This window comes from Pseudomonas sp. ADPe (genome assembly GCF_014843515.1).
GTDB lineage: Bacteria > Pseudomonadota > Gammaproteobacteria > Pseudomonadales > Pseudomonadaceae > Pseudomonas > Pseudomonas citronellolis.
On the sequence record NZ_CP062122.1, the window covers coordinates 359082 to 380407 of the forward strand.

At 65.6% G+C, this 21326-nt stretch carries 21 protein-coding genes; 5 read left to right on the forward strand and 16 right to left on the reverse strand.

Going from position 1 to position 21326, the window contains the following annotated elements; translation table 11 throughout:
• Positions 1-2532, reverse strand: coding sequence for a LuxR C-terminal-related transcriptional regulator (locus tag IG194_RS01510; RefSeq protein WP_225617255.1), 2532 nt, complete (start codon positions 2530-2532; stop codon positions 1-3).
• 354 nt (positions 2533-2886) lie between these two features.
• Between IG194_RS01510 and pabB the strand changes: the two genes are divergently transcribed.
• Positions 2887-4236 (forward strand): aminodeoxychorismate synthase component I, encoded by a 1350-nt coding sequence (gene pabB, locus IG194_RS01515; RefSeq protein ID WP_009618702.1) that lies wholly within the window; start codon positions 2887-2889, stop codon positions 4234-4236.
• Positions 4237-4263: 27 nt separating this feature from the next.
• Here the strand turns inward: pabB and IG194_RS01520 are convergent, their stop codons facing one another.
• The 4 genes from IG194_RS01520 to IG194_RS01535 are packed head-to-tail and all read right to left on the reverse strand — an operon-like array spanning position 4264 to position 6873.
• The gene (locus IG194_RS01520) at positions 4264-5586 is read right to left on the reverse strand and encodes a sensor histidine kinase (RefSeq protein ID WP_058490211.1); all 1323 of its coding nucleotides are present in this window, start codon (positions 5584-5586) and stop codon (positions 4264-4266) included.
• Positions 5583-6260, reverse strand: a complete 678-nt coding sequence (locus tag IG194_RS01525) for a response regulator transcription factor (RefSeq protein WP_009618700.1) — start codon at positions 6258-6260, stop codon at positions 5583-5585. Before IG194_RS01525 ends, IG194_RS01520 begins: the two co-directional genes overlap by 4 nt.
• Positions 6260-6565 (reverse strand): PepSY domain-containing protein, encoded by a 306-nt coding sequence (locus IG194_RS01530; protein WP_009618699.1) that lies wholly within the window; start codon positions 6563-6565, stop codon positions 6260-6262. Before IG194_RS01530 ends, IG194_RS01525 begins: the two co-directional genes overlap by 1 nt.
• Positions 6565-6873 (reverse strand): PepSY domain-containing protein, encoded by a 309-nt coding sequence (locus tag IG194_RS01535; protein WP_009618698.1) that lies wholly within the window; start codon positions 6871-6873, stop codon positions 6565-6567. Before IG194_RS01535 ends, IG194_RS01530 begins: the two co-directional genes overlap by 1 nt.
• 152 nt (positions 6874-7025) lie before the next feature.
• Between IG194_RS01535 and IG194_RS01540 the strand changes: the two genes are divergently transcribed.
• Positions 7026-8105 carry a patatin-like phospholipase family protein gene (locus IG194_RS01540; protein WP_058490212.1) on the forward strand — a complete coding sequence of 360 codons (1080 nt, stop codon included), beginning with the start codon at positions 7026-7028 and terminating at the stop codon, positions 8103-8105.
• Between the two features lie 901 nt (positions 8106-9006).
• Here IG194_RS01540 and IG194_RS01545 read toward each other — a convergent pair.
• Genes IG194_RS01545 through hmpA form a run of 3 tightly spaced genes read right to left on the reverse strand, consistent with a single transcriptional unit; the run spans position 9007 to position 11678 of the window.
• Positions 9007-10197 (reverse strand): NnrS family protein, encoded by a 1191-nt coding sequence (locus tag IG194_RS01545; protein WP_058490213.1) that lies wholly within the window; start codon positions 10195-10197, stop codon positions 9007-9009.
• The gene (locus tag IG194_RS01550; RefSeq protein WP_009618692.1) at positions 10184-10441 is read right to left on the reverse strand and encodes a hypothetical protein; all 258 of its coding nucleotides are present in this window, start codon (positions 10439-10441) and stop codon (positions 10184-10186) included. The genes IG194_RS01545 and IG194_RS01550 overlap by 14 nt, the downstream gene beginning before the upstream one ends.
• A 55-nt stretch (positions 10442-10496) precedes the next feature.
• Positions 10497-11678 (reverse strand): NO-inducible flavohemoprotein, encoded by a 1182-nt coding sequence (gene hmpA / locus IG194_RS01555; protein ID WP_058490214.1) that lies wholly within the window; start codon positions 11676-11678, stop codon positions 10497-10499.
• Between the two features lie 156 nt (positions 11679-11834).
• On the opposite strand from hmpA, the gene norR reads away from it, so the two are divergent.
• The 3 genes from norR to IG194_RS01570 all read left to right on the forward strand — a co-directional run bounded on the left by norR (position 11835) and on the right by IG194_RS01570 (position 15371).
• Entirely contained in the window at positions 11835-13382 is a 1548-nt protein-coding gene (gene norR / locus IG194_RS01560) for a nitric oxide reductase transcriptional regulator NorR (RefSeq protein WP_058490215.1), read from the forward strand.
• A gap of 54 nt (positions 13383-13436) precedes the next feature.
• Positions 13437-13925, forward strand: a complete 489-nt coding sequence (locus tag IG194_RS01565; RefSeq protein WP_058490216.1) for a carboxypeptidase-like regulatory domain-containing protein — start codon at positions 13437-13439, stop codon at positions 13923-13925.
• A 270-nt stretch (positions 13926-14195) separates the two neighbouring features.
• On the forward strand, positions 14196-15371 hold the full coding sequence (locus tag IG194_RS01570; RefSeq protein WP_058490217.1) for a tyrosine-type recombinase/integrase: 1176 nt from the start codon (positions 14196-14198) through the stop codon (positions 15369-15371).
• A gap of 18 nt (positions 15372-15389) precedes the next feature.
• Here the strand turns inward: IG194_RS01570 and IG194_RS01575 are convergent, their stop codons facing one another.
• The 8 genes from IG194_RS01575 to IG194_RS01610 all read right to left on the reverse strand — a co-directional run bounded on the left by IG194_RS01575 (position 15390) and on the right by IG194_RS01610 (position 21308).
• Positions 15390-15899, reverse strand: coding sequence for a lysis system i-spanin subunit Rz (locus IG194_RS01575; protein WP_058490218.1), 510 nt, complete (start codon positions 15897-15899; stop codon positions 15390-15392).
• The gene (locus IG194_RS01580; protein ID WP_058490219.1) at positions 15896-16330 is read right to left on the reverse strand and encodes a lysozyme; all 435 of its coding nucleotides are present in this window, start codon (positions 16328-16330) and stop codon (positions 15896-15898) included. Before IG194_RS01580 ends, IG194_RS01575 begins: the two co-directional genes overlap by 4 nt.
• A 63-nt stretch (positions 16331-16393) precedes the next feature.
• Entirely contained in the window at positions 16394-17545 is a 1152-nt protein-coding gene (locus IG194_RS01585; protein WP_058490220.1) for an acyltransferase family protein, read from the reverse strand.
• A gap of 87 nt (positions 17546-17632) precedes the next feature.
• Entirely contained in the window at positions 17633-18025 is a 393-nt protein-coding gene (locus IG194_RS01590) for a tail fiber assembly protein (RefSeq protein WP_064987574.1), read from the reverse strand.
• Complete coding sequence (locus IG194_RS32995) at positions 18025-19125, reverse strand: hypothetical protein (RefSeq protein WP_160329419.1); 1101 nt, start codon at positions 19123-19125, stop codon at positions 18025-18027. The genes IG194_RS01590 and IG194_RS32995 overlap by 1 nt, the downstream gene beginning before the upstream one ends.
• Complete coding sequence (locus IG194_RS01600; RefSeq protein WP_058490221.1) at positions 19064-19744, reverse strand: DUF2612 domain-containing protein; 681 nt, start codon at positions 19742-19744, stop codon at positions 19064-19066. The genes IG194_RS32995 and IG194_RS01600 overlap by 62 nt, the downstream gene beginning before the upstream one ends.
• Complete coding sequence (locus tag IG194_RS01605) at positions 19741-20955, reverse strand: baseplate J/gp47 family protein (RefSeq protein ID WP_058490222.1); 1215 nt, start codon at positions 20953-20955, stop codon at positions 19741-19743. Before IG194_RS01605 ends, IG194_RS01600 begins: the two co-directional genes overlap by 4 nt.
• Positions 20955-21308, reverse strand: a complete 354-nt coding sequence (locus IG194_RS01610) for a hypothetical protein (protein ID WP_058490223.1) — start codon at positions 21306-21308, stop codon at positions 20955-20957. The genes IG194_RS01605 and IG194_RS01610 overlap by 1 nt, the downstream gene beginning before the upstream one ends.
• Positions 21309-21326 lie beyond the last annotated feature (18 nt).

Consider the following 21326-nt stretch of genomic DNA (forward strand, 5'->3'; position numbering starts at 1 on the left):
TCAGAGCAGGCTCAGCTCGCGGGCGCGGCGAATCGCTTGGGTTCGATTGCGCACCTTGAGCTTCTCGTAGATGTTATGCAGGTGCCATTTGACGGTGCCCAGGGCCAGCGACAGCTGCTGGCCGATCTCCTCGTTGGAGAGTCCCTGGGCCGCCAGGCACACCACTTCCCGCTCGCGGTCGGTCAGCCCTTCCTCGAGCACGTCCTGTGCCTTGCGCGTTTCCTGGCCGGGCCACAGTCCCAGCAGGCTGCGGATGAACACCTGCAGCGCCGGCTGGCGCTCGGTGGCCTCCAGTTGCTGGAGCATCTGGCGGATGCCCTCGCCTTCCTCGATGAACAGGCTGCGCACGCCTTCGCGCTCGGCGCCCACCAGGCATTGCCCGAGCAGGCTGTTGGCGCGCTCCTGGTAGCCCAGGCGCTGGTAGCTGAGCGCCGCCAGCAGGTCCAGGCGCAGGCGCTGCAGGCCGTGCCAGTTGGCTTGCAGCAGGCCGCGCAGCTGGGTGATCTCGTGCAGCGCCTCGCTGAAATGGCCGCGCGCCTGCAACAGGCGCACGCGGCTCAGGCCGCGCACCCAGAGCACCGGGTTGAACGGGCCCTGGCGGTAGGAGGCGGCGAGCTTCTGCCAGTCGATGCCGTTGAGGCGCTGCTCGGCGCGCTTGCAGCGGTCGGCCGCCGGCTCCTGGAGGATCAGGTTGATCTCCTCGCCCACGGCCATGGCGAAGATGCGCCAGGAATGGTTGCGCGAGGCCAGGCTCTGCATCAGCCCGAGAGTCGCCAGGGCTTCCTTGCCGCGCCCCTGCAGGCGCTGCACCCGCGCCAGGCACTGCATGCCCTGGGCGTAGAGGTCGATGGGGTTGATCACGTCGACGCGCCCCAGCGCCCAGCGCAGGCGCTCTTCCAGGCCGTCGACGTCCATGCGGTAGTAGGCGGTCAGGCCCTCGGTGATGGCCGGCAGGGCCAGCGCCTGGGAACGCCGGTCGAACAGCGGCACGGCCTGCTGCTTGACGCGTTCCACCAGCAGTTGCGCCTGCTTCACCTGGCCCTGCTCCAGGGCCAGCATCACCTCGATGGTGGACAGCTGCATGTGCAGGTAGCGGCCATCGAGGAAATGGTTGCGCTGCTGCGCCAGGCCCATCAGGCGGCGCGCCTGCTCGGGCTGGCCGTGCATCACCTGGGCAAAGGCGGCGACCAGCAGGATGGCGCATTCGAGGAAGGCCGAGTTCTGCCCCAGTTGGCTCTCCACCCGGCGGGCCAGGGCGATGCACTGCTCCAGGTCGTCCTTCTGCAGCGCCAGCACGGCCTTGACCGCCAGCGCCGAGAGGTACTGGTCGCCCATCGGCGTCTGCGGCTTGCCGTCGCTCCAGCGCGCCAGCAGCTCGTCGAGCATGCGGTTGGCCTCGGCCAGGCTCAGTTCGCTGGCGCGGGTCCAGACGTCGCTGAGCACCAGAATCGGGTAGCGCGCGGCGATCTCGTCGGGCACCTGCCGGCGCCAGCGCGAGATCAGGTACAGCTGGCCGCGGTTGATCAGCTCCAGGCCGTAGCCGTCGACCAGGGCGGCGAGCATCTCCGGGTCCTCGGCCAGGCAGGCGTGCTCGATGGCCAGGGTCGGCATGTGGTGGTTGGTGAACCACAGGCTGGCGTTGAAGTGCAGTTGCTTGAAGCGTTCCGGCTCGCGTTCGCGCAGGTGCGCGCGGAGGAAGTCGGCGAACAGCTGGTGGAAGCGGTACCAGTGGCGCTCGCGGTCCAGCGGCATGAGGAACAGTTGCAGGCTGTCCAGGCGCTCCAGCAGGGCCTGGCCGTCCTGGCGGCCGGTCAGGGCGTTGGCCAGCTCGCCGTTGAAGCGGCTCGCCACGCTGAGCGTCAGCAGGCTGTCGCGGATGTCCCGGGGCAGGCACTCGAAGACGCTGCGCAGCAGGTAGTCGCCGACCTCGGCGGGGCCGCCGCCCAGCTCGGCCAGGTCGCGCTGGGCGCCGGCGGGCGGCTGGCGCAGCCACAGGCCGAACAGCTGCACGCCCATCACCCAGCCCTCGGTGCGGGCGTACACGGCCTTCAGGCAGGCCTCGTCGAGTTCCACGCCCTCGCCGCTGAGGTATTCGCGGGTCTGCTCCTGGGACAGGCGCAGCTCTTCCACTCCGACTTCCAGCAGCAGGCCCTTGGCCCGCCAGGTGGCTAGGCTCAGCGGCGGCTGCGAGCGGCTGCCGATGGCCAGGGTCAGGCCCGGCGGGGCGTACTGCACCAGGCGGTTGAGGCCGGCGAAGATGTCCGGCTGGGTGATCCGGTCCAGGTCGTCGAGCACCAGCAGCAGCGGCACGTCGACGCGCAACAGGTCGGAAAGCAGGCTCTCCATGACCGCCACGGCCGGCACCCGCAGGGTGTTGTGCAGGTAGGCCGCGGCGTCCCGGCCGACGTCCGGCAGGCTGGCGGCCAGGGCCTCGGTGAGCTTGCCGCAGAAGCGCCCCGGGTCGTCGTCGGAGCCTTCCAGGGAAAGCCACACCACCTTCTGCCCCTGCGCTTCGCGGCGCTCGGCGAGCATGGCCAGCGCGGCGCTCTTGCCGAAGCCGGCGGGGGCGCTGAAGAGCAGGACGCGATGATGGGCGGAACGCTCCAGGGCAGCCTGGAGCTGGGGGCGGTACTGGTATTCGGCAGGCACCCCGGGAGGTGTCGATCTGGTACGCAGAAGGCTGCCGGCTGCGGTTTTTAGCACTACGTCCACGGCCTCTATCCCTGTTTCATTATCGTTGTGGTACGGAGCATGGCTTCCGCGGGATAATCCAATTCTTATCAGAATGCTTACCTTGCGTAAACCGAAGAGAAGGGCTCTAGCATCGACTCTTCGGGCGTGCGCAGGAATGGCTCTCAGCCTAGCCCAGGGTTCCTGTTCCTACCTATGTCCCGCTATTGTGTACACCCGCTCCCCTACCGGGAAGATCCGACGGCGCGCTTCGCCCGCATCGCCCAGGCGCCCGGCGCCGTGCTGCTGGACGCCGGCAGGCCTGGCGCCGACCGTGGACGCTATGACCTTATGAGCGCCTGGCCATTGGCAGAACTGGCGCCAAGTGCCGACGAATCGGCCAAGGCGTTCTTCGCCCGCCTGCGCACGGCATTGCAGAGCCTCGGACAGGCCGACGCGGGGGAAATTCCGGACCTGCCATTCGTCGGCGGAATGATCGGTTATCTGAGCTACGACCTGGGACGGCGCATCGAACGCCTGCCGCAGCACAGCCGGGACGACCTCGGCCTGCCCGATGCGCGGGTCGGCCTGTACGCCTGGGCGCTGGTCACCGACCACCAGCGCGGCACCAGCCAGCTGGTGTTCCACCCGCGCCTGGAAGCCGCCGAGCGCCAGCGCCTGCTGGCGCTGTTCGAGGCCGACGCGGCGGCGCCGGCGCTGCCGCCCTTCCGCCTGCATGCCGGCTTCCGGCCGGACCTGAGCCGCGAGCAGTACCGCCAGGCCCTGGAGCGGGTGCAAGGCTACATCCTCGCCGGCGACTGCTACCAGGTGAACTACACCCAGCGTTTCCGCGCGCCCTGCAGCGGCTCGCCCTGGCTGGCCTACCTGGCCCTGCGCGAGGCCTGCCCGACGCCCTTCGCCGGCTACCTGGGCCTGGGCGACGGCGCCATCCTCAGCCTGTCGCCCGAGCGCTTCATCCGCATGCACCGGCGCCAGGTGGAGACGCGCCCGATCAAGGGCACCCGCCCGCGCGGCCGCACGCCCGCGGAGGACGCGGCCAACGCCGAGGAACTGCTGGCCAGCCCCAAGGACCGCGCCGAGAACCTGATGATCGTCGACCTGCTGCGCAACGACCTGGGGCGCAGCTGCACGCCCGGCACGGTGCGGGTGCCGGAGCTGTTCGCGCTGGAGAGCTACCCCAACGTGCACCATCTGGTCAGCAGCGTGACCGGCGAGCTGGCCGCCGACAAGGACGCCCTCGACCTGCTGCTGGGCAGCTTCCCCGGCGGCTCCATCACCGGCGCACCCAAGGTCCGCGCCATGCAGATCATCGACGAGCTGGAGCCGAGCCGCCGCGGCATCTACTGCGGCAGCCTGTTCTACCTGGACGTGCGCGGCGAGCTGGACAGCTCCATCACCATCCGCACCCTGCTGGTGAAGGACGGCCAGGCCAGTTGCTGGGGCGGCGGCGGGATAGTCGCCGATTCGGACTGGGAGGCGGAATACGCGGAGTCGCTGACCAAGGTGGACGTGCTGCTGCGCACCCTGGAACGCCTCGGCGACTGAACGGCGGGCGCAGCGCCGCGCAAGGCGCTACGCCGCAGCCCGCCTCGGCAGCATCACCCGCACCCGCAGCCCGCCCAGTTCGCTGCCCTCCAGCGCCAGGCTGCCGCCGCAGGCCGCGGCGATGTCGCGGGCGATGCCCAGGCCCAGGCCGTGGCCGGCCACCTGCTCGTCCAGGCGGGTGCCGCGCTCGAGCACGCTGTCGCGCAACTCCTCGGCGATGCCCGGGCCGTCGTCGTCCACCAGCAGGCGGTAGCCGTCCTCGCGCTTCTCCACTTGCAGGCGCACCTCGCCGGCCGCCCACTTGCAGGCGTTGTCCAGCAGGTTGCCGAGCAGTTCCAGCAGGTCCTCGCGGTCGAACGGCAGGCGCAGGCCGGGCTCGGCCTGGCAGGTGATGCGCAGGTGCTCGCCGTGGATCAGCTGGAGCATCTCGCGCAGGCTGGGCAGCTCGGCGTCGCAGTCGAAATGCGCGCCGGGCAGCGCCTCGCCCACCAGGCGCGCACGGCCCAGTTCGCGGGCCAGGCGCTGGTCGATCTGCTCCAGCTGCTCCTGCAGCACCCGCTTCAGCTCGGGGTGCTGCCGCAGCTCCTCGCGCTCGGCCAGGCTGATCAGCACCGCCAGCGGCGTCTTCAGCGCATGGCCGAGGTTGCCCAGGGCGTTGCGCGAGCGGCGCAGGGTTTCCTCGGTGTGCTGCAGCAGGTGGTTGACCTGTTCCACCAGCGGCTCCAGCTCTTGCGGCACCCGGGTGTCCAGCTGGCTGCGCTGGCCGTCCTGCAGCTGGGCGATCTGCTGGCGCACCTGCTCCAGCGGGCGCAGCGCGCGGCGCACCGTCAGGCGCTGGAAGAACAGGATCAGCAGCAGCGCCAGCGCCCCGGCGCCCAGGCCAATGTTGCGCAGGCGGTTGAAGCTCTTGAGGATCGGCGTGTAGTCCTGCGCCACGCTGATCCGCAGGCTGCGCCCGTAACGCTTGTAGTCGCCGCGGAAGACCAGCAGGCGCTGGCCTTCCGGGCCCTTGGCCAGGCCTTCGCGCAGGCCCGTGCGCTCCGGCACCTTCAGCTCGTGGTCCCACAGCGAGCGCGAGCGCCAGTCGGTCTGTTCGAAGTGGATCTGGAAGTAGCGCCCGGAGAACAGCCGCTCGTAGGCGCCGTCGACGCGCTGCGGGTCCAGCTGCAGGCCGGCCGGGCCGCGAATGATCGCCACCAGCAGGCTTTCCGCCTCGTCCTGCAGGCCGCTGGCCAGGTAGCGGCGCAGGCCCTGGTCGAACAGCCAGAGCCCGGCCTGGGCCAGCGCCAGGCCGATCACCAGCAGCACCGCGGCGAGGCCGAAGCCCAGGCGCCGCTGGATCGAGATCAAGCCGCGCCCCCGCTGCTGCCGGCGAAGCGGTAGCCCTGGCCGCGGCGGGTCTCGATGATCTCGCGGCCGAGCTTGCGGCGCAGGTGGTTGATGTGCACCTCGATGACGTTGGAGTCGCGCTCGGTCTCGCCGTCGTAGAGGTGCTCGGCCAGGTGCGACTTGGACAGCAGTTGGCCCGGGTGGAGCATGAAGTAGCGCAGCAGGCGGAACTCGGCGGAGGTCAGGTCGACCTCGCGGCCATCCTGCTGCACGCACTGGCGCGCCTCGTCCAGGCGCAGGCCGCCGGCCTCCAACTGGGCCTGGTTGGCCACGCCGTGGGCGCGGCGCAGCAGGGCCTGGATGCGCAGGAAGAGTTCTTCGGGGTGGAAGGGTTTGGTCAGGTAGTCGTCGGCGCCGGCCTTCAGCCCGTCGATGCGCTCGGCCCAGGAACCGCGCGCGGTGAGGATCAGCACCGGGGTGGCCAGGCCCAGGCCGCGCCATTCGCGCAGCACGTCCAGGCCGGGGCGGCCCGGCAGGCCGAGATCGAGGATGATCAGGTCGTAGGGCTCGCTGGCCCCCTGCACCGCGGCGTCGCGGCCGTCGGCCAGCCAGTCCACGGCGTAGCCCTGGCGGCTCAGCCCGGCCAGCAGTTCGTCGGCGAGGGGGACGTGGTCCTCCACCAGCAGCAGACGCATCAGTCGTCTTCCTTATCCTTGAGGATGCGCCCGTCACGGGCATCCAGTTCCAGTTCGCGGACCACGCCGCCGGCGGTGAGCAGCTCTATCTCGTAGATGTAGGCGTCGTGCTCCTTCTCCAGCTCCGCCTCGAGCAGGCGCGAGCCGGGGTAGCGCTGCAGCGCGGCCGGCAGTATCGACTCGAAGGGGCGGATCACCCCTTCGCGGGTGAGGCGCAGGGCCTCGTCCTGGCTGATGTCGTGGGCCGACGCCGCCCCGGCCAGGCAGACCGCGACGAGCAGCGCGTAACGCAGAGGATAGGTCATCAGTGGTCCTGGCGGTCCTTGAGCACTTCACCGCTCACCGCGTCCAGCTCGACATCCCACTTCACCCCCTGGGCGTCCTTGATGTCGACCTTGTACAGGTAGCGGCCGTGTTCCAGTTCGAGCTCGCTATCGTACACGGTTCCGCCGGCGTGCTTGGCCAGCGCGGCCTGGTTCAGGCGCTGGAAGTCCTGGATGGTGCCGGCGTCGCGCAGGCGCAGGGCCTCGTCGGGGCCGATGTCGTGGGCCAGCGCCAGGCTGGAGGCACCGAAAAGAGCGGTGGCGGCGATCAGACGGGTGAGGGTTTGCATGGGAAGGCTCCTGCGAATTGCCAATGCTCGCAGGCTATCGAAAGGCCATTAACTCAAGCTGAATGGATGCAGGACGGATCATTCACCGGATGAAGGATGCTGCCTAGGAAAATACAGCGTTTATAATCGGCGGCTCGCCAGAGAGTGCCCCCATGACCGCCATCCACATCAAGTCCCCCGCCCTCACCCTCAAGGCCGGCGCCCGCGCCCTGCGGCGCATCCGCGAGCGCGGCCTGAGCCCCGCCGACGTCGGCATCCTGCCCGGCGCCGCCGGCGGGCCGAAGGCGCTGGGCATCCAGGGGCTGGACCTGGCGCTGTTCGGCGAATGGCTGCCGCGCGCGCCGCGCGAGCGCTCGCTGATCGGCGCCTCGATCGGCTCCTGGCGCTTCGCCAGCGCCTGCCTGGCGGACGCCGCCGCCGGCATCCGCCGCCTGGGCGAGCTGTACACGCAGCAGCGCTTCTCGCGCAATGCGGACATAGCCGAGGTCTCGGCCAGTTGCACGCGGATGCTCGACGACCTGCTCGCCGGGCAGGACGCCAGCGTGCTGGCCAACCCGCACTACCGCCTCAACGTGGTGGTGGTGAAGAGCCACGGGCGCCTGGCCGACGACGGCAAGCGCACGCTCGGCCTGGGCCTGGGCGCGGTGATCCGCGACAACCTGCTCGGCCGCCGCCACCTGCACCGCCATTTCGAACGGGTGATCCTCCACGACGCGCGCCTGGCCCCGCCGCTGGCGCCGCTGCGGGACTTCCCCTCGCGATGCCTGCCGCTGGACGTCGGCAACCTGCGCCATGCGCTGCTCGCCTCCGGCTCCATCCCCATGGTCATGCAGGGCGTGCGCGACATCCCCGGCGCCGGCCCGGGCACCTACCGCGACGGCGGCCTGCTCGACTACCACCTGGACCTGCCCTACGAAACCGACGGCGTGGTGCTCTACCCGCACTTCACCGACAAGGTCATCCCCGGCTGGTTCGACAAGGGCCTGCCCTGGCGCCGCGGCGACGCCACCCGCCTGCAGGACGTGCTGCTGCTCGCCCCCTCCCCCGAGTACCTGGCACGCCTGCCGCACAACAAGCTGCCGGACCGCAAGGACTTCAAGCGCTACCTGGGCGACGACGCCGGCCGCGAGCGCTACTGGAACAAGGCGATGGACGAAAGCCGGCGGATGGGCGACGAGTTCCTCGAACTGGTCGACGGCGGGCGCCTGGGGGAAAGGTTGGTGCCGTTGTAGGGCGCATAACGCCTACGGCGTTATCCGCCGTTTGACCTTGGCCACAATCCCGCTCGCTGCCGGGCACGGAGCCGCTGTCAAAGCCACGCCAGGTTCAACCACGGAGTTGCCGGCAAGAAAGGTGAAGCGGCGGATAACCGCGAACGGTTATTCGCCCTACGCCCATGGTGAACTTGGCGTAGGGCGCATAACGCCTACGGCGTTATCCGCCGTTTGGTCTTGGCCATAATCCCGCTCGCTGCCAAGCACGGAGCCGCCGTCAAAGCCGCGCCAGGCTCAACCATGCAGGGGTTGGCGAGGAAGGTGTAGCGGCGGATAACCGCGAACGGTTATTCGCCCTACGTCCATGCTGGGCTTGGCGTAGGGCGCATAACACCTACGGCGTTATCCGCCGCTTGACCTTGGCCATAATCCCGCTCGTTGCCGAGCACGGAGCCGCCATCAAAGCCGCGCCAGGCTCAGCCATGCAGCGGCCGGCAAGGAAGGTGTAGCGGCGGATAACCGCGAACGGTTATTCGCCCTACGTCCATGCTGGGCTTGGCGTAGGGCGCATAACGCCTACGGCGTTATCCGCCGTTTGACCTTGGCATAATCCCGCTCGTTGCCGGGCACGGAGCCGCCGTCAAAGCCGCGCCAGGTTCAGCCATGCAGCGGCCGGCGAGGAAGGTGTAGCGGCGGATAACCGCGAACGGTTATTCGCCCTACGCCCATGGTGAACTTGGCGTAGGGCGCATAACGCCTACGGCGTTATCCGCCGCTTGACCTTGGCATAATCCCGCTCGTTGCCGGGCACGGAGCCGCCGTCAAAGCCGCGCCAGGCTCAACAGGGAAGCACATACGTAGGAGCGGACTCCGTCCGCGATGGGCCGAGCCCGCACACCACGCCCCACAGATGAATCCCCTACCCCGGCTGCCCGTCGATCCGGGCCTTCCACAACATCGGCCCGTAGTACCCGGCGAAGATCAGGAACGCCAGCGACCAGCACAGCGCCGCCAGCAGCAAGCCACCCAGCGGCAGCCACCACACCACCAGCACCCGCGCCACCACGCCCAGGTTGAGCAGAGCGAAGCCCCAGGCCATCGCCTTCGGCGGCTGCAGCGCGCGGCCGGTGTGGCCGAGGCTGACGCGGGCGATCATCGCCAGGATCAGCCCGCCGACGCCGCCCACGGTCAGCGCGTGCAACGGCAGGCTGGAGGGCAGCGCCGCGCCGGCCGCGGAAGCCGCCAGGCCGAACAGCGCCAGGGTCATCCAGGCATAGGCCAGGTGCAGCGACCACAGCAGCGGCACGCTCCACAGGTCACGGTCGTACCAGCGCACCAGACGCACCAGGTGGCCCAGGCCGAGCAGGCCGAAGAGCAGCGCCAGCACAGGCCCCGGTTGCAACGCCGGGCCGGTGGCGCTGAGCACCGCGAGCAGTGCGCCACCCAGCAGCAGCGCCCAGTCCAGCCACGGCCAGGCCGGCACCTGGGCGGTACGTCCCAGGCCGCGCTGGGTGAAGAAGGGAATCACCCGCCCGCCGATCAGGCTCATCAGCGCCACCACCAGCCACAGCGCAGCCAGAACGCCGCCACGCTGCCAGGCCTCGTTGCCCAGCGCCTGTCCAGCCATGACCAGGGCGTCGGCCAGGGTCAGCAGGACCAGCACCATCAGCACCGGGTAATTGCGCGTCTGCCGCACCTGGTAGAGGCTGCGGCCGACGAACCAGGCCAGCGCCGGCGGGAAGGCCAGCTCCAGCACCGCGGCCAGCCACCAGGGCGCGCCCAGCAGCCAGGCCAGTCGCGCCGCCAGCCAGAGCAGGGCCAGGTTGCGCAGCGGCGCACCGCTAAGACCGGGACGCCCGGTCCAGGTCTGCACCGCGGTGAGCAGGAAGCCGGCGATGATCGCCAGGGCGAAGCCGAACACCATCTCGTGGCGGTGCCAGCCCAGCCAGCCGCCCAGCGGCTGCCACGCGGGCAGCCAGCCGGCCAGCGCGGCGAGCCAGAGGAATATGGCGAGCGCCGCGAACAGCGCCCCGCCGAGGAAGAAAGGACGGAAACCCAGCCGCCACAGCGGCGGAATCGCCAATAGAACCTTGCGATCAACCAACAGCACAACAGACCTCCCAGCCCGGTTGGCGCATCTGCCGCTGGGCGATCAGGCGCAGCACGTAGCCCAGCTTGATGGCGGTCGGCCCGAGGACGGTCAGGGCGTGGGCGGCCACCAGTTGCGGCAGGTTGAGAAAGGCGTCGATGAAATAGGCGCCGAAGATGCCTCCCAGCAGCATAGCGGCCCCCGCGCTGAGCAGGGCGTTGGAATGGCTGAGATTGCGTTGCGGACAGGCGAAGAAGCCTTTCATCACACACCTCCGGTAGTTCGGGGTGGCCGGCCCGCATGGGCCGGCCGGTCTAGCCTCAGGCCTCCAGCGCGCTGGCGGGGCCGAAGAACTCGTAGTGGCACTGCTTTTCCGGCACGCCCAGCTCTCGCAGGAGGCGCTTCACCTGGGCCATGAACGGCTTGGGCCCGAGGAAGTAGGCGTCCAGGTCGCGCTGCTCCGGCAGCCAGTTGCTCAGCAGCTGCTGGCTGATGAAGCCCTCGGCATCGGCCTGGTCCTGCTCGCGCGGCTCGCTGTAGCAGAAGAAGTGCAGCAGCGTCGGGTGCTTGCGCGCCTGGTTCTCGATGAACTCGCGGAAGGCGTGCACGCCGCCGTGGCGCGCGCAGTGGATGAAGTGCACCACGCGGCCGGCGTCCAGCGCCTGCTGCAGCATGGCCAGCGACGGGGTGATGCCGACGCCCGCGGTGATCAGCGCCAGCGGCTTGTCGCTGTCGCCCAGGACGAAGTCCCCGGCCGGCGGGAACAGGTCGATCTCGTCGCCTTCCCGGACCTGGTCGTGCAGATAGTTGGAAACCCTGCCCTCGGGCTCGCGCTTGACGCTGATGCGGTACTCGCGGCCGTTGGCCGGGGCCGACAGCGAATAGTTGCGGCGCACTTCCTCGCCATCCAGGTCCAGGCGCAGGCCGATGTACTGGCCCGGCTCGAAGTCCAGCAGCGCGCCGCCGTCCACCGGTTGCAGGTAGAAGGAGGTGATTTCCTCGCTCTCGGCCACCTTGCGCGCCACGCGGAAGCGCCGCGCACCGCGCCAGCCACCCTCTTCGGCGGCATTGCGGGCGTATACCGATTCCTCGGCGCCGATCAGAATGTCGGCCAGTTGCTGGTAGGCGGCGGCCCAGGCGGCGATCACCTCGTCGGTGGCGATCTCCTCGCCCAGCACTTCGCGGATGGCGCGCAGCAGGCAGGCGCCGACGATGGGATAATGTTCCGGCAGAATCTGCAGCGACACGTGCTTGTTGACGATCTGCCCCACCAGCGGGCCGAGGCGCTCCAGCTCGTCGATGTGGCGGGCGTACATCAGCACGCCGTTGGCCAGGGCCCGTTGCTGGTCGCCGGAGGCCTGGTGGGCCTGGTTGAAGAGCGGACGCACCTGCGGGTACTCGGTCAGCATCAGCTGGTAGAAGTGCCGGGTCAGGGCTTCGCCACCGGTTTCCAGCAGCGGGACGGTCGCCTTGATCAGGGTGCGTTGTTCGTTGGACAGCATGCGGATCTCCTTGGAACGCAAGACAGGGTGGGAACTGCCTGTAATCCTTCAGAAAACGTGCCAAGGCCGGCGCCCAGTATTCGCGGGACTTCCGCGGCGTCAGAAGTCATAATGACCAGCAATCATTCGAGTCATACGGACTACATAGAGGTCAGAATGACCAGCAACCCCTTGCTTGCCACCCTGCTCCCCCTGGTCGACGACCTGTCCCGCGAACTGCCCGACGAAGAACGCTACCGCCGCCTGCTGGAAGCCCTGCGCGAACTGCTGCCCTGCGACGCCAGCGCCCTGCTGCGCCTGGAAGGCGAGCAACTGGTGCCCCTGGCGGTGGACGGGCTGAGCCCGGACACCCTCGGCCGCCGTTTCAAGATCGCCGAACACCCGCGCCTGCAGGCCCTGCTGGAACGCCCCGGCCCTACCCTGTTCGACGCCAACTGCGGCCTGCCCGACCCCTACGACGGCCTGGTGGAAGGCGTGCACCTGGAAGTGCACGACTGCATGGGCTGCCCGCTGTACCTCGACGAGCAGCCCTGGGGCCTGCTGACCCTCGACGCCCTCGAGCCCGGGCGCTTCTCCAGCGGCGACCTGGACAACCTGCAGGCCTTCGCCAGCCTGGCGGCGGCCACGGTGAAGGCCAGCCAGCGCATGCTCGACCTCACCCTGCGCGCCGAACACGAACAGCAGCGCGCCGACGCCTACCAGCGCGCCGCCGGCGAGGCCCCGCGCGAACTGGTCGGGCAGAGCCCGGCGCACCGCCAACTGGTGGACGAGATCAAGCTGGTGGCCGGCAGCGACCTCAGCGTGCTGGTCACCGGCGAGACCGGCGTGGGCAAGGAACTGGTGGCCCAGGCCATCCACCAGCGCTCGCTGCGCCACGCCCAGCCGATGATCAGCCTGAACTGCGCGGCGCTGCCGGAAACCCTGGTGGAGAGCGAACTCTTCGGCCACGTGCGCGGCGCCTTCTCCGGCGCCGTGGGCGAGCGCCGCGGCAAGTTCGAGCTGGCCGACGGCGGCACCCTGTTCCTCGACGAAGTGGGCGAGCTGCCCCTGGCGATCCAGGCCAAGCTGCTGCGCGTGCTGCAGAGCGGCCAACTGCAGCGCCTGGGCTCGGACCGCGAGCACCGCGTGGATGTGCGCCTGATCGCCGCCACCAACCGCGACCTGGCCGCGGAAGTGCGCGCCGGGCGCTTCCGCGCCGACCTCTACCACCGCCTGAGCGTCTACCCGCTGCGGGTGCCGCCGCTGCGCGAGCGCGGCAACGACATCCTGCTGCTAGCCGGCTACTTCCTCGAACAGAACCGCCCGCGCCTGGGCCTGCGCAGCCTGCGCCTGAGCGCCGAGGCCCAGGCCGCCCTGCTCGGCTACCCCTGGCCGGGCAACGTGCGCGAACTGGAACACCTGATCGGCCGCGCCTCGCTCAAGGCCCTGGCCTCAAGCCCCGAACGCCCGCGCATCCTCACCCTGGAGCTCGACGACCTCGGCCTCGAACAGGGCCTGCACCTGCCGGAAGCCGGCAAGACAGCACCCGCCCGCGAACTGCCCAAACCCGGCATCGAACTGCGCACCGCGCTGGACGACTTCCAGCGCCAGCTGATCGCCGCCAGCCTGCAGCGCCACGCCGGCAACTGGGCGGCCGTGGCCCGCGAACTGGGGGTGGACCGGGCCAACCTGAACCGCCTGGCCAGGCGCCTGGACCTCAAGTGAGCCGGGCCTGGGCTATCTTTGCAGACGCATAGCCCATGCCCCGGAGAAGCCTTCATGCGCCACCTGTTCGTCGCCCTGCTCGGCCTCGCCCTGGCCGGCTGCATCTCGCCCAACCAGGGCCGGCCGCTGAACTTCGGCGAGTTCCCCAGCGCCGAGTACCAGGCGCTGGCGGTCCACGGCAACGGCAGGATCGACGGCCGCGCCTTCCTCAAGACCCGCGCCGGCACCCTGAAGCCGGCGGCCGGCAAGGACGTGGCGCTGATCCCGGCGACGCGCTACATGGCGCCGCTGTACAAGGCCTACCAGGAGCGGCGGCCGCTAGGCGAGCCCGACGCCCGGGCGAAGATCTACACCCGCACGGTGCGCGCCGACGCCGAGGGCCGTTTCAGCTTCGCCCAGGTGCCGGCGGGGCGCTATTACCTGAGCTGCGAAGTGACCTGGGAAACCACCGGCACCAACGGCCCGACCACGGTGGGCGCCACCGTCATGGCGCCGCTGACGCTGCGCGAGGGCGAGGAAGTCCAGGTCGAGCTGACGCGCTGAGCCGCCGACGGGGTGTGCCCGGGCGGCGGGCAAAGTGGGTACAATGGGCGGTTGCAATTGCCCACTGATGATCTGAAGGCCACCTCTTGGAACTGTTCAAGGGTTCCACTTTTCCTTCCCGCCAAAAACCGGCGAGCACCACGAAACCAGCAAAAGCGCTTCTTCAGCCGGATTCGCAGTGTCACCGAGTGTCACGAAGAACCTTCCCAGCCCACTCCATTTAGTACATCCTCCAGTACACCCAACTGAACCGGACTGGAGAATGTACTAGTGGCGCTCACGGACACCGCCGTGCGGCAGGCCAAGCCAAAGGAAAAGGCTTACACGCTTGCCGACTCTCTCGGGCTCACTCTCTATGTCGCCGCCAGCGGCGTGAAAAGCTGGCACTTCCGCTTCACCTGGCTAGGCAAGCAGGCTCGCATATCGCTGGGGACATACCCCGAGATCGGATTGAAGGAGGCACGAACGCGTCGGGACGAGGCCCGCGAGGAGGTCGCAAACGGAATTGATCCGCGCGAATCAAGGAAGGAAAAGAAAACGGAGAGACTTGAGGCCAGCGGCCAGACCTTCAAGAAGGTCTATGAGGAATGGTTCAAGTTCAGGGAGGGAGATATTGCGGAGGGAACAAGGAAGGGAATTCGGATTGCGATGGACAATGACGTTCTGCCGGCCTTCGGTAAGCGCCAAATCAAGTCCATCAGTCGAGCCGAGATCATCGCGCTGATCAGAAAGATCGAGGACAGGGGCGCCATCACCTCGGCAGTTAAGACACGACAGTGGATTGGCCAGGTGTTCAAGTACGCCATCGCCACCGGCGTGGCTGAATCCAACCCGACAGCAGAGATGCATACCGTCACTGAGAAGATAGACGTCTATAAGCACCGGCCATTCGTCGACTTCGACGAGATGCCGAGGATCATGAAGGCCATCCGTGAATGCGAAACTGGCCACATGTACATCACGGCCACGCTACTGATGATCTACACCGCCTGTAGGCCTGGAGAGGTGCGCTATGCCGAGTGGGCCGAGATCGACCTTGAATCGGCAACCTGGACTATCCCGGCCACCAGGATGAAGGCGCGTCGCGACCACGCCATCCCGCTGTCGCACCAGGCTATCCAACTTCTGGAATCCATGCTGCCCTTCTCCAAGGGACTCCAGTATGTCTTCCCGAACCGGAACGACATCAGCCGGCCGATGGGCGTGAACTACGCCACCGAGACCATGAATGCCTGCGGCTACCGCGGCCAGCAGTCACCGCACGGCTTCCGGCACATGTTCTCGACGGAAATGAACCACCGCGGCTACAACCGCGACTGGATCGAAAAGCAACTGGCCCACACCGATCCCAGCATCATCCGTGAGACCTACAACCACGCGACCTACCTGGAGCAGCGGCGCGGCATGATGCAGGAGTGGGCTGACAGCATCACGCCGTGGGATTGAGCCTCCGTTCCGGGCGCCCTATTCCCCCAAGATTCGCTTCACATACCCCTGACACGCCGTCAGTTGCCGGATGGCATCGTCCCCTCGGTTGGCGATGGCGACAATTCGATCAGCAGATCCCGGGTCAAGGTCGGCTCGACCGGCTGCATGATCCACGCCTCCGGTGCCGGCGGCGGTGGACACTTCGGCGGCGGGACTGCAACCACTGACCTTGACTGACAGCCGGCGCTGAGCAGTGAGCAGGTCAGCACGAAGCTGAGCGTTCTGATGCTGGGCATCGGTGTACTCCTGGTATCGGGTAGCGGAATCCTGCTGGACAGCCTTGGCAAGCGCCTGACGCTGTTCGTTTGCTTCCTGCTGGGCCTTTGCCGTGGCGAGGTTGATCGTACTCAGATCAGCCTGGAAAGCGGCCTGCTGCTGCTCGATCTGCTGGCCCAGCCTCCATCCGTTTGAAAGCCAGCCAGAAGCGAAGGCGCAGAGCAGGGCCGCTACCAGGGCGAGTGGCTTCCAGTAGCTGAGCCAGGTCATGCCGCAGCCCCCAGGAACATCACCCGCTCAGCCGCGCGGCGCTTCACGAGCCCCTGAAGAACCTGTCCACCGGCCCTGTTCCAGCGCGGGAACTGATCGGCCGCGCCCGCATAGTCCTTCTGGTTCAGCAGCCTCAGCAGCGTCGACGACTCCAGGTTCGCCGCGCCCAGGTTGTAGACGAAGCTCATGAGGGCATCCCACTGGCTCTGGTTCAGCGGCACTTTCACCAGCCTGTCGAGATCTGGCTCGAAACGCTGTACGTCGTTCACCAGCATTCGCTCAGCCTGGTCCTTGGTGATGGCCATCCCCGCCTTCACGCCGCGAGTGGTGCCATAGCCGATGGTCCAGACGCCGACGGCATCCTGATAGGCCTGCAGCCGCAGGCCCTCGAACGACTTGATGAGGCTCAGGCCCCGTTCGGATGTACGCATTGGTCAGGCTCCAGAAACGAAAACGCCGGCTCTGGGGCCGGCGCTGGGATGCTAGGGACTATTTCACGATGAAGAGTTCTCTTCTGCCGCTGTCTGAACAGCATTTTTTCTAGATTGGATGGACTTGATGATTTTACGCCCTAGGGCTTGCCCAGGTTTCTCAATCAGTGAATATCCTATCCAGGCCACGCTGTACGCCACGATCAGGCTAATCAATAGCGTTGCCGAAAATATGCCTAGTTTCGACCAATTACCTCCGAAACGCTCAATCAGAGATGCTGATACTGGGTGAATCACGAGTAGATGGACGAGATAGACGCCATAGGAAAGCTCGCCCAGCCAAAAGAATGGCTTGGCTCCGAGGATGCGTGATGATCGTCCGATCACTATGACAGACTGGAAATGGATCAATGCAAAGAAAATCAATGTCAGCACAGCCCGTGCGGATATGTGCATGGCATCAGCAATACCGCCCACGGGAACCATTGCCAGTGCAAGGGCGACTAGGAGGTGCCCGAACCTATGCAACTGTGCCTCCGAACGCGCCGCAGCGATCAACATTCCTGCGGAAAACATATGCAGCTTGAGTGGTAGGAAGGTCGGCATCGGGAAGTAAATTCCATGCGAAGTCAATATGCGTTCCACTACAAAAGCTACTGCTGCAGCGGCAATCGCAAAGACTATCCATCCGATACGGCGGGCGATCAGTATGAGAAATGGAAATGCAAGGTAGAACTGCATCTCCAAAGCAATGCTCCAATCCGGAAGTGGTGTTCGAAAGGCGTAATCGGGCAAGAAACCGAATAGATAGCTGAAGTGCAATGCAAAATTCAGTGCACTGGGATCAAGATAACGCTCCGGTCTCTGTGGTGGATTCCCCACAAACAGGTCAATGATGACGCGATCCTGATAGATCATTGCGCCAATGCTCAGTCCAACTATGAGTACGACATAGTAGAGGGGTGATAGCCGAAAGAGTCGGCGTAGCCAGAATGCCCGCCACGTTACTGGTCGACGCCAGTCCTCATGTCCACACCTCAGCTGATACTGATAGACCATCAGGAAGCCGGAGAGCAGGATGAAAAGATCCACGCCCAGGTCTGCGTTCACGATGATCGGCAACGCAAAGCCAGTCAGGATCATCGTGTGCCCTACGAGCACCCAAAGCGCTGCAATTCCTCTAATACCATCCAGGCAATAGATCCGATCCTTCATTACTCACCCTCTTGTGCCCAGCGTAGTCTAACCTTCAATCAGGATCTGCCGAACGGTTCGCATCCAGCAGCTAATTTGGCATGTATCTTACATGGGTATCTCAGGCCACTCCGGATCTTTCTTCGTTAGATCGACCAACTGCAAGGCCCGTGCATAAGCGCACCATGCCTGAGCTGATGTCTTCTCCTCTGCCGTGGCATTCCCCAACTGAAGCGAAAGCAGCAATGGGGTCATGGCAGTAGCCGCATTACTATTCAGCGCCTCCTTGATAGCCGTATTCGCCGCAATAATGTCTTCTGGAGAGAGTGGTTCTACGGGAGGCGGAGAAAATGCACCCTTTATGTAACTCCAACCGATACCGGCATCCTCCGTTTCAACAACTTCATATCCGTCCGGAACCATCCAGTCCTCCTGGCCATTCCATACGACGGTGTTTTCGACGATACCCGTCTCGACATTGATGACTGCGTAATTGGTCATTATGCGTACTCGTAGATGATGAGGACTCCTGGCTGACCAGCTGCGCCAACCTGAGCGGATGAGCTTGGATTTGCAGAGGCTCCGCTAGCGCCAATCCCGTAACCATTGGACGGCCGACCAGGCGCAGTTCCTATTCCCAAAGACGCCGCGGCGGATCCGAACGGGCTTGTCTGTGGAATGCCGTTCTGGACAACCGTGGAAGACAGCACATAACCTGAAGTAGACAAGGCGCCGAGACAACCGATGATGTTCGCACCGACAATGACCCCAGTATTTAAAGTACCGGAGGCGCTGCCGGTGGGATTGGTATTTGTTACCGCCGTTCCGGCAGCGCCGCCGGCTCCGCCGGGCAAGCTGAATATTGAACCAAGGCTAGTGGTTCCACCAGCGCCACCTGCTGCACCAGCGCCACCTGCTGCTCCCCCTGCGCCAATCGTTACCACCAGCCCACTAAAGCCATTAGTAAAGCGCCCTCTGCCATAGGCACCATTTCCACCAGATGCGCCGGCGGCAGATTGGCTAGCATTGGTCGCAGCAGTGCCACCAGATGCACCGCCGCCGCCGGTGCCTTCGACAATGATAGATTTTGTGCCAGGCGTCGGCGTGTAGGTTCCGCTGGAGATGAAGACCTTGATTCCGAGAAGACGCCCAGCCGAGAAATCTTGCCAGTCGCCTCCCCCACTATCCGGGTTTGAGCTGTTGTTATCAGCAGTGCAAAGCCAGGTTCCGGAGCCGTCAGCCTTCTGCAGAGTGGCGCCTTTCGGATATCCGCCGATGGCTGCAGCGAACCCTGCATCGAAGGTGAATTGTCCGCCCGCGGATTGCCATTTCTGGATAGCGGTTATGGCATTGAGGATACCGTTCATATCCGTGCCGAACGGCGGAACACCGCCCGCTACAATCGGGGTTCGAGTGAGTGGAGGGAATCCATCTGTATAGGAAGCCCGGCCATCCGCAACCCCGACCTGGGAGGCGACAGGGATGCTCTGCTTATCACCGTTATCGGCGAACGGCTTCTGGATCTTGCTGGGTGCATTGCTAGCTTGCATAGATGATTCCGCCTTCTCCGAGGAAAACGCCTTGATCGAATGGTTGCCCACCGGCTTCAGCGAAGCCGAAGGTGGTGGAGGGATCTAATTGAAGAATGATGCTCAGTGACACGCCGGCTGGCCGGGCAACGGCTCCGGAGCGCAGGATGATGGCGGCATCGACTGCCGAGAGATCGAACTCGAACACGAAGCGCATGCCCATGCCGCCCGTGTCCTGGACGTAGCACCGTCCTTTGCTGCCGAAGATGAAGCGGAGTGCCCGGTTCATTGAAGAAGCAGTGCAGTCTGAGATGTTCGACATGGCCTTCAGCAGGATCAACTGCCGATAGGCCTCATCTGAGAGCGCGTAGGTCTGCGTGGGTAGCGGGCCGTCATAGAACGGTGCCTGGTCAAACGGCTGAACACCGGTTGATGCCGTTGACTCGGTGGAAGCCTCATCGAAACCGAAATAGGTGACGGCCTGATCGACTTGGAGCAGACGCGAGACATTGACGATCTTCCCCCAGATGTCGAGGCCGAAACCCTGCGCTGTGGCCACGTTCCACACGACGTCGTAGAACGCATCGATATCTGCCGATGGATCGATGCTCTCGTTGAAGTATTCGAGCAGGCCAGTGATCGTCGGACTGTTCGCATACTGCGCCAGGAAGGTATCCCGATAGTTGTTCATACCAGGAGCACCTGAATGTTGGAGCTATCGAGCGTCGGGCGCTGGTCAATCCCGAAAGCCAGGGAAACGGCTGCAGCAGCAGACGTAAAGCCCATGGTGATCGATTCGATGTTGACGTTGGCATTCACCGCGGCGACGCCTGCGTAATAGCGCCCGGCATAGATGGTCGATCCGATCCGCGCCCTACTTCCGCCATCCGCACCGTTGAACGAGTTCACAACCGCAGTACGCACCAGGTCGACGATGTTGGCTGGAAGCAACGGATCGGTGGCGATCTGGATTTTGAAGAAGGCTGGAGTCGCGTCAGGTGTTTTCCATGTGACGGTGTACTGCGGATAAGGCTTCTCGTAGCCCTCTGAATCCTCGATGACGTAACTGGTATCGCCGTTGTAGTTGCATCCGAGGGACTTCTTCCTCCAGATCGCCGCAGCGACATCAGCAGCTGCTCCACCGACCACGGCGACATAGACGGAATGGGCAGCAAGCGGGTAACTCGTGGCGCCATAGTTCACAATCGAGCCCGATGGGTTATCGACCACGAAGGCATCGAGGACATCGGTCACAGCCAGTACACGGCCCAGAATCGACTGAGTGGAGTTCATGCCATTCGCGGCGACCGACAGCTTGCGGCGGTATTCGAAATCGGCGCGCGACTCGACATCAGTGCCCAGCGTGCCGGCGGCGAGATTCTCAACTCGATCCCATCCAGGAACTGCAGAGTAGATCTTCGCCAGGTTGCCGATCGGGCAAGCGATGGGGCCTGCGGCGGAGTTCTGGAAGTCGACATCCACAGAACCACTGGCCGGGATCGTGGCATCGGCCAGGCTGAAATAGATGTAGCCGTTGGTGTCCTGAGCGGCAGAGCCTGCGGGAATCACAGTACCTACAAGACCAGTGCAGGTGCCAGTCACCACAGTTCCCGAGGCAGCAATGCGCTCAAGGAAGTAGATGCGGCCGATCGCATCCTGCCAACGCCCATCAGCCTTGTCTGGGTCGACGTTGTTGACGACCTCGGCAATCTGGTCGTTCTTGTCGCCGATAATGGCGGTCGTGGTCTGAGCAATCTGCCCTTGAGGGGTGGTCAAGCCCGGGTTTACGCCGCCACCGAAGGCCTGGTTGATGTCGGCCTGAACACCGGTGAGGATGTCCGTTTCCTGCGGCAACGTGATGCCGTTGGCATCGATTACCACGCTGGGGACGTTGCTGGTCATTAGAACGAGACTCCCGCTTCCTGTCCGTCGGTATCGATGATCTGAATTTGGCCCGTCAGTCCGCGCTCAGTGAACGAAACGGCGATCGTCTTGACCTCGGCCACCTTGGGTACGGTCAGTGCGGCCATCTCGATCTTTTTCTTGATGAGGGAAACCGGTGGATACTTGCCGAGGATCTGCTGCCAGTACGGAAGACCTTGAGTGGTGTCGTACCAGCACTCCCCGAGGAATGTTCGAACAGCGCTGGCGACGTCCTGAGCGATGGCATAGGGTTCAGTGGCCAGCGCCACGTTACCTTCCCCGTCCAACACCAAATCCCACGCGCTGCGGTCGAGTAGCAGTGTGCTTGCCATGTGAGGTTCCGATTGAAT

Bases quoted from the DNA above. Each gene is read 5' to 3' on its own strand.
- hmpA (WP_058490214.1), bottom strand. From the start codon at position 11,678: ATGCTGTCCAACGAACAACGCACCCTGATCAAGGCGACCGTCCCGCTG.
- IG194_RS01575 (WP_058490218.1), bottom strand. From the start codon at position 15,899: ATGACCTGGCTCAGCTACTGGAAGCCACTCGCCCTGGTAGCGGCCCTG.
- IG194_RS01580 (WP_058490219.1), bottom strand. From the start codon at position 16,330: ATGCGTACATCCGAACGGGGCCTGAGCCTCATCAAGTCGTTCGAGGGC.
- IG194_RS01530 (WP_009618699.1), bottom strand. From the start codon at position 6,565: ATGACCTATCCTCTGCGTTACGCGCTGCTCGTCGCGGTCTGCCTGGCC.
- IG194_RS01510 (WP_225617255.1), bottom strand. From the start codon at position 2,532: ATGCTCGCCGAGCGCCGCGAAGCGCAGGGGCAGAAGGTGGTGTGGCTT.
- IG194_RS01565 (WP_058490216.1), top strand. From the start codon at position 13,437: ATGCGCCACCTGTTCGTCGCCCTGCTCGGCCTCGCCCTGGCCGGCTGC.
- IG194_RS01600 (WP_058490221.1), bottom strand. From the start codon at position 19,744: ATGAACAACTATCGGGATACCTTCCTGGCGCAGTATGCGAACAGTCCG.
- IG194_RS01540 (WP_058490212.1), top strand. From the start codon at position 7,026: ATGACCGCCATCCACATCAAGTCCCCCGCCCTCACCCTCAAGGCCGGC.
- IG194_RS01610 (WP_058490223.1), bottom strand. From the start codon at position 21,308: ATGGCAAGCACACTGCTACTCGACCGCAGCGCGTGGGATTTGGTGTTG.
- pabB (WP_009618702.1), top strand. From the start codon at position 2,887: ATGTCCCGCTATTGTGTACACCCGCTCCCCTACCGGGAAGATCCGACG.
- IG194_RS01525 (WP_009618700.1), bottom strand. From the start codon at position 6,260: ATGCGTCTGCTGCTGGTGGAGGACCACGTCCCCCTCGCCGACGAACTG.
- IG194_RS01605 (WP_058490222.1), bottom strand. From the start codon at position 20,955: ATGACCAGCAACGTCCCCAGCGTGGTAATCGATGCCAACGGCATCACG.
- IG194_RS01585 (WP_058490220.1), bottom strand. From the start codon at position 17,545: ATGAAGGATCGGATCTATTGCCTGGATGGTATTAGAGGAATTGCAGCG.
- IG194_RS01535 (WP_009618698.1), bottom strand. From the start codon at position 6,873: ATGCAAACCCTCACCCGTCTGATCGCCGCCACCGCTCTTTTCGGTGCC.
- IG194_RS01590 (WP_064987574.1), bottom strand. From the start codon at position 18,025: ATGACCAATTACGCAGTCATCAATGTCGAGACGGGTATCGTCGAAAAC.
- IG194_RS01550 (WP_009618692.1), bottom strand. From the start codon at position 10,441: ATGAAAGGCTTCTTCGCCTGTCCGCAACGCAATCTCAGCCATTCCAAC.
- norR (WP_058490215.1), top strand. From the start codon at position 11,835: ATGACCAGCAACCCCTTGCTTGCCACCCTGCTCCCCCTGGTCGACGAC.